Source organism: Candidatus Protofrankia californiensis, assembly GCF_900634765.1.
GTDB lineage: Bacteria > Actinomycetota > Actinomycetes > Frankiales > Frankiaceae > Protofrankia > Protofrankia californiensis.
On record NZ_CAAAFT010000308.1, the window covers coordinates 19,729 to 24,368 of the forward strand.

The 4,640-nt window shown below is 60.1% G+C and carries 5 protein-coding genes; all 5 read right to left on the reverse strand.

The window, feature by feature from the left end; translation table 11 throughout:
- A partial coding sequence (locus DD1DGNOD_RS28190) for a recombinase family protein (protein ID WP_206443228.1) occupies positions 1–424 on the reverse strand: 424 nt, incomplete at its 3' end.
- A complete protein-coding gene (locus tag DD1DGNOD_RS28195) occupies positions 421–753 on the reverse strand; it encodes a hypothetical protein (protein ID WP_206443229.1) in 333 nt (110 codons plus the stop codon). The genes DD1DGNOD_RS28195 and DD1DGNOD_RS28190, both read right to left, overlap by 4 nt.
- A complete protein-coding gene (locus tag DD1DGNOD_RS16405; RefSeq protein ID WP_131770508.1) occupies positions 750–1,982 on the reverse strand; it encodes a cytochrome P450 in 1,233 nt (410 codons plus the stop codon). Before DD1DGNOD_RS16405 ends, DD1DGNOD_RS28195 begins: the two co-directional genes overlap by 4 nt.
- A 588-nt stretch (positions 1,983–2,570) precedes the next feature.
- Complete coding sequence (locus DD1DGNOD_RS16410; protein ID WP_131767289.1) at positions 2,571–3,662, reverse strand: type III polyketide synthase; 1,092 nt, start codon at positions 3,660–3,662, stop codon at positions 2,571–2,573.
- A gap of 319 nt (positions 3,663–3,981) precedes the next feature.
- Positions 3,982–4,374 carry an AMIN-like domain-containing (lipo)protein gene (locus DD1DGNOD_RS31305; RefSeq protein WP_131767282.1) on the reverse strand — a complete coding sequence of 131 codons (393 nt, stop codon included), beginning with the start codon at positions 4,372–4,374 and terminating at the stop codon, positions 3,982–3,984.
- Between the last annotated feature and the right edge of the window lie 266 nt (positions 4,375–4,640).

Sequence of the window (4,640 nt, forward strand, 5' to 3'; positions counted from 1 at the left end):
CCGTTGGGCGTCGAGCTCGGCCATGCGTTGCTGGATATGTGTGGGCGCCGTTCCCTGACCGGCTGGCGAACCGCTCGGGGCCGACCGCGGCGGCGGCGAGGAAGTCCGCTTGGCTGACCAGTGGGGGATGGACGGGTTCGGGGGACCACACCCACGTGTCGGGATGGTTGACCACTCCGCCTTTCTTGGTTCCGCGGCGGTTCCACACCATGTAGCCGGTGTACTTCGGGTTGACCAGGATCTCGCGGACGGACGAGCGGCCCCACGCATCCCGACGTCGCTGCGGATCGATGTGGACCGGTGGCGGATACCGGTCGCGGTCGGCGTTGAGCCGATCCGCGATCGCGGCGTAACCGAGCCGTTCGGCGATCCGCCAGGCAAAGATCTGCTGGACAACCGGGCCGCGAACCGGGTCCGGGATCAACCGGTGCTTGGTACGGCCTTCGGCGTGCCGCCGGCACAGGATGCGGGATCGTGTCGGGTAGGTAGCCGTATGGCGGACGTCCGACATTCCAACCCTGTGCGGTGTGCTCGCAGAAGCCGTCCCAGGACTTTTCCAGTGTCTCGAGGATGTAACCATTCGGCGACGCCCTGCTTGACCCGGCGGGTCAGTACCGTGGTCGCTCGTAGCCGTGACAGCGTCATCGGTTCGTCCGCGGCGAGCAGCGCCACCCCTGCCTGTTCCAGTTCGTGCTCGATGCGGGTGCCGTAATAGGTGCGCCGTGCAACCCGTTCGATCGACTCGCAGATCACCGCGTCGAAGCGGCGTGACAGGCCCAGGCAACCGGCAGTGCGAGCGGATAACGCCAGATTGACACTGTGTTCCACTGCACGTCCTGCGCAGGTACGGCCAGCCGCAGTCCGGGGAAACGGGTGAGCAGTGTGCCAATGGAGACTTGGAGCGTCATGCGCGCCAGATGAGATCCGAGGCAGTGGTGGCTGCCGTATCCGAAGGTCATATGCGGGACAGGATCCTTCCGTCCGAAGTCGAGTTCGTCGGCACGGTCGTAGACCAGTTCGTCGCGGTTGGCAGTCAGATACGACACGTGCACCGTGTCACCCGCCTTGATGGTGACACCGTCGAACTCGACGTCCTCCAGGGCCACCCGCGGAATGCCGACGCCCTGACGGAACGGGATGTACCGCAGCAACTCCTCGATGGCCCGCGGCAAGAACTCGGGATGGGCGCGCAACTGGCCAAGCTGCACGGGGTGCGTCAGCAGCGTGTAGATGATGTTGCTGATGCTGTACGTGGTGGTGTCGTGACCGGTGACCAGCAAGAGCATTGCCAGCACGGCCAATTCCTCTTCGTTGAGCATCTCGCCACCGACCCGCGCGGTGGCGAGCGCGCTGACCAGGTCGTCGCCAGGGACACGGCGGCGTGTCGCTGTCAGCTCGGTGAAGTACGCCCGCAGTTCCGCCTTCGCTTCGACCGCCGAAGCCCGGTCGGCGGCGCTCATGGACATCATGGCCGAGGCCCACCGGCGAAGCTGGGGCCGGTCCGCCTCGGGGATGTCCATCAGTACACAGATCGTCATCAGCGGCAACTGGCCCGCCAGGTGATCAGCGAGATCGGCCGGCGCGCCATGCTCGGCCATTCTGGTTAGCAGTTCGTCCGTGGCCTGCTGTGTACAGGGCCGCAATTCCTCGACCTGGCGCGTGGTGGACGCCTTGAGAATCAGGCTGCGCACTCTGTTCAGCGTAGGCGGATCCATGAGGTTGATCGCCTCGGACTGCGCGATGGGGGCAGGCGTGATCCGCGGGAAGTCCCGCCCGGTCAGCGCGGCCCGGCTGAAGCGCCGGTCTGCGGTGACTGTCCGCACGTCCTCATAGCGGGTGACCAGCCAGCAGTCGCCTTCCCCATACGGCATCCGGACGCGGGCGACGGGGGCCTCAGTTCGCATCCGGGCCATGAAGGGGTCCGGTTCCAGAGTGTCATCGTGTCGGAACGGACACGTCTGCACGGAGTTCGAAATGGACATCTTGCGCCACCTTTCCCAGAAGGTACTTATGGTCGGCGTATCCGGTGTCGATCGGGCCGTCCAAGGAACGCGAAATCACCGATGAGCAATCCGCGGTGGGGTCAGGCCCGGATCGGGACGGCCGTTAATGGATATCTTGCAAACCGCATTTTCGAAAAGCGCTCTATCGATCCGGCGCACAAACATCAAGCCCCCTCGTTTCCCGTTCTTAGCTGACCGGCCCGAGTAGCTTTGTTAAAAACAGATTTAAATAAACATGACCTGACATTAATATATTTTTGCAGTAGGTTCAGCAGGTCATCAGACCCATACCCTGATCGGAACGTTCTATGCCGAGAGTAAGGCTGCGAAACCGCTGGTAAAGTGTGGTGCGCACGTCGATATCCGGGACATACGGATCCCGGATATCTCTCTCCACTCAAGAGCCAGGAGCCCGACATGGCCCGACAAAGGCCAAAAAGCCACCTGGCGGCCCGGTCCCTCCACTATGGCTCTTCTAGACTGATCTTGTAATTCGGGGGCGAATTACTCGGCTCCGAGCGGCGCGCTAGCTGACGCCTGGGCCGCCCATTCGGATCCAGTCCAAACTCAAGCTTGCTCTTCAACCTCAGTCCGCTCTCTTTGCTTTGAGGGATCTGCTTGCCAGCGCCCGACTGACATCTCCGCCGTGATCCCGGGGCCAAAACCTGCCAGGATACCGCGTCCACCATCGGGAACCCCGCCTTCAGTGAAGATCCGCCGAAGGGCGTCAAGTACGACGGCGCTCGCGATGTTTCCATACTCGGTAAGCGTTGCCCTGCTGTGGCGAAATTCGTTAGGTGCGACATCGAGAAATCGGCTTAGGTCGTCCAATATGCGGGGCCCGCCGGCGTGGATTACGTAAAAGTCCAACAGTGATGCGTTCCACCCATTCTCTTCTGCCAGGTCTCGCAGGACTGGCGCCAGCGGTTCCATGGTCTTCGGGACACGTCGGTCAAGCTGAAAATGGAAGCCCGTAGCTTTTACGGCGTAGGAAATCCATTGCTCGGTGTTCGGGATCAGGTAGGAACCTGTCCGCTCCAAGCGCATACCTGTCCCCCCGGACGCACGCACCACGACAGCCGCTACGGCGTCGCCGAATAGGCCGTTCGACAGTAGGTTGCCGATCTCAATATCGGCGGGTTGATAGCAGAGTGAGCAGAACTCACATGCCACGACTAGAGCATTTGAGCCGGGATGGGCGGTGCAGAAGTCAAATGCACGGTTGATCCCTGCTCCGCCAGCTGCACAGCCCAGCTGAGCAATGGGGAGCTGCCGTGTCTCTGGTTTGAATCCGAGATTATTGATAAGCCATGCCGTCAGTGATGGCATCATGAACCCCGTGCAAGACAGGTACACTATCATATCGATATCCGCAGGCGACATCTCTGCATTGCGAAGCGCGCGGCGTACAACGTCCGGAACTCGCGCCTTGGCCTCTTCTTCGTAGATACGGTTTCTGATCTCAAAACCTGGGTGATTCAACGTTTCGTCAATTGGGCGAACAATGTGGCGCTTTACGACACCGGTGTTACTTATGAGACGCAGAGCGAGGGGAAGGGCATGATGGTCTCTGTGAAGACGCTGAGCCAGTTCAAGAGTTTCGCCCATGGTCAGGACATTTTCTGGAACCGCGACAGCCGGTTCACACAAAACAGGCACCAACAGATTCTCCTTCAGAGTAGGGATAGCGGGAGGTGATTTTCCGTAAACGGAGCTTGTATGGTCTCCATTCACGGATTGGCCAGTGATGATGTTGCTGTCAGGCGGCGGCTGGGGTGGTGGGCACAAGCCAGGGTTGTCCGGTAAGGGCGATAGATCAATATCTGAGGGCCACGGAGAGCGCCGATTGGGGCCGGGTTCCACCGGGGGATAACATCCATTGGGGCACTTCGTGCCATGCACGGCGACGGCGGATGCCCGCAGCGCCCTCAACCGGTCAGTGCGTCAGCTTTGTAGAAAAGTTGTTTTACCGTGGCATTCAACGCGTCGGAATGCCAACAACAACCGTGTTACCCTGTGTGTTAACGGTGGGGTGTACTGGCGGTGCTGGTTGGCGCTGCCGCAGCCCTACGAAGTACGTCAACACGGCTTCGAAATCGCCGCCCAACTTGATCTTGATGATGTTCGTCGTGCGGAGCGAGAACAGGTTCCCGGGTGCGGTAGGCTGACCCTGCTCGTTATGCGCGGTTGCAGGATGACACGTCACCTTCACGAAGCTTCGGCCCGGAACGAATAAACGTTGACCTGATGGATCAGCGATCAATTCAGATCTCGGTACGTACGCTGCCGTGCAGGTAGGCGCGGCCCCCCGAAACCTGAACGTAACAAGATCCGTTCGTGCACTCGCCGCATGCGAGGTGGAGATCTTCATAAATGCCGGGTAACAGGTGGAGCCTTCGTGGCCAGCGCGGCCCCCGTACCAACGAACAAGCTCATCAAAACCAGGAACACCGCGAAGATTAACGTAAATACTTTTCTCATTTCTATCACCTCTTTTCGTAATAAACGAGACCGTTATATGCCTCCGTACTGGCAAAAGTTGCAGAATAGGCCACCTGCCCCTAACAAGACCACAAAGAAAAACTACCCCCTAGGCTACGACTATGCCCTGAGCTAATAGCCACCAAACAACAATGA